At 50.5% G+C, this 1,654-nt stretch carries 1 rRNA gene; it reads right to left on the reverse strand.

The window, feature by feature from the left end:
- Nucleotides 1–1,654 (reverse strand): 23S ribosomal RNA (locus tag ACJQWY_RS06850); the annotation flags it as partial.

A 1,654-nucleotide genomic window follows, 5' to 3' on the forward strand; every position in this document is an offset into this window, starting at 1 on the left:
TGGGGTCTTTCCGTCCTGTCGCGGGTAACCCGCATCTTCACGGGTATTTAAATTTCACCGAGTCTCTCGTTGAGACAGTGCCCAGATCGTTACGCCTTTCGTGCGGGTCGGAACTTACCCGACAAGGAATTTCGCTACCTTAGGACCGTTATAGTTACGGCCGCCGTTTACTGGGGCTTCAATTCGTACCTTCGCTATTGCTAAGCACTCCTTTTAACCTTCCAGCACCGGGCAGGCGTCAGCCCCTATTCGTCATCTTTCGATTTTGCAGAAACCTGTGTTTTTGATAAACAGTCGCCTGGGCCTATTCACTGCGGCTCAGCTTTCGCTGTGCACCCCTTCTCCCGATGTTACGGGGTCATTTTGCCGAGTTCCTTAACGAGAGTTCACTCGCTCACCTTAGGATTCTCTCCTCGACTACCTGTGTCGGTTTGCGGTACGGGCAGGTAAACACTAACTAGAAGCTTTTCTTGGCAGCGTGACATCATGGACTTCTCTACTTGATTTCGATCCTCATCATTGCTTGTTCTTAACAGGGATAAGCATTTTACTACTCCCCAAACTTACAATTTAACCCAGCACTTCCAATCGCTGGGATCCACTAGCCTTCTGCGTCCCTCCATTGTTCAAACATGTTCACCTGGTACTGGAATCTCGACCAGTTATCCATCGACTACGCCTTTCGGCCTCGCCTTAGGTCCCGACTAACCCTGGGTGGACGAGCCTTCCCCAGGAAACCTTAGTCATTCGGTGGACAGGATTCTCACCTGTCTTTCGCTACTCATACCGGCATTCTCACTTCTATGCGCTCCACCAGTCCTCACGGTCTGACTTCTTCGCCCATAGAACGCTCTCCTATCGCGCCACTTCGTGGCACCCGTAGTTTCGGTGGTGTGTTTAGCCCCGGTACATTTTCGGCGCAGAATCACTCGACTAGTGAGCTATTACGCACTCTTTAAATGGTGGCTGCTTCTGAGCCAACATCCTAGTTGTCTATGCAACTCCACATCCTTTTCCACTTAACACACACTTAGGGACCTTAACTGACGATCTGGGCTGTTCCCCTTTCGACAATGGATCTTATCACTCACTGTCTGACTCCCGGACATACGTAATTGGCATTCGGAGTTTATCTTAATTTGGTAACCCGAGATGGGCCCCGCACCAAAACAGTGCTCTACCTCCAATACGCTACATTCCGAGGCTAGCCCTAAAGCTATTTCGGAGAGAACCAGCTATCTCCAAGTTCGATTGGAATTTCACCGCTACCCACACCGCATCCCAGCATTTTTCAACATGCACGGGTTCGGGCCTCCAGTGCGTCTTACCACACCTTCACCCTGGACATGGGTAGGTCACCTGGTTTCGGGTTTACAACTACATACTTAGTCGCCCATTTCAGACTCGCTTTCGCTACGGCTCCGGTCTTTCCACCTTAACCTTGCATGTAATCATAACTCGCCGGTTCATTCTACAAAAGGCACGCCATCACCCATTAACGGGCTCTGACTTCTTGTAGGCACATGGTTTCAGGAACTTTTTCACTCCCCTTCCGGGGTGCTTTTCACCTTTCCCTCACGGTACTGGTTCACTATCGGTCACTAGGTAGTATTTAGCCTTGGGAGATGGTCCTCCCAGATTCCGACCGGATTTC

This window comes from Weissella kandleri, assembly GCF_045504165.1.
GTDB classification, from domain to species: Bacteria; Bacillota; Bacilli; order Lactobacillales; family Lactobacillaceae; genus Weissella; species Weissella kandleri_A.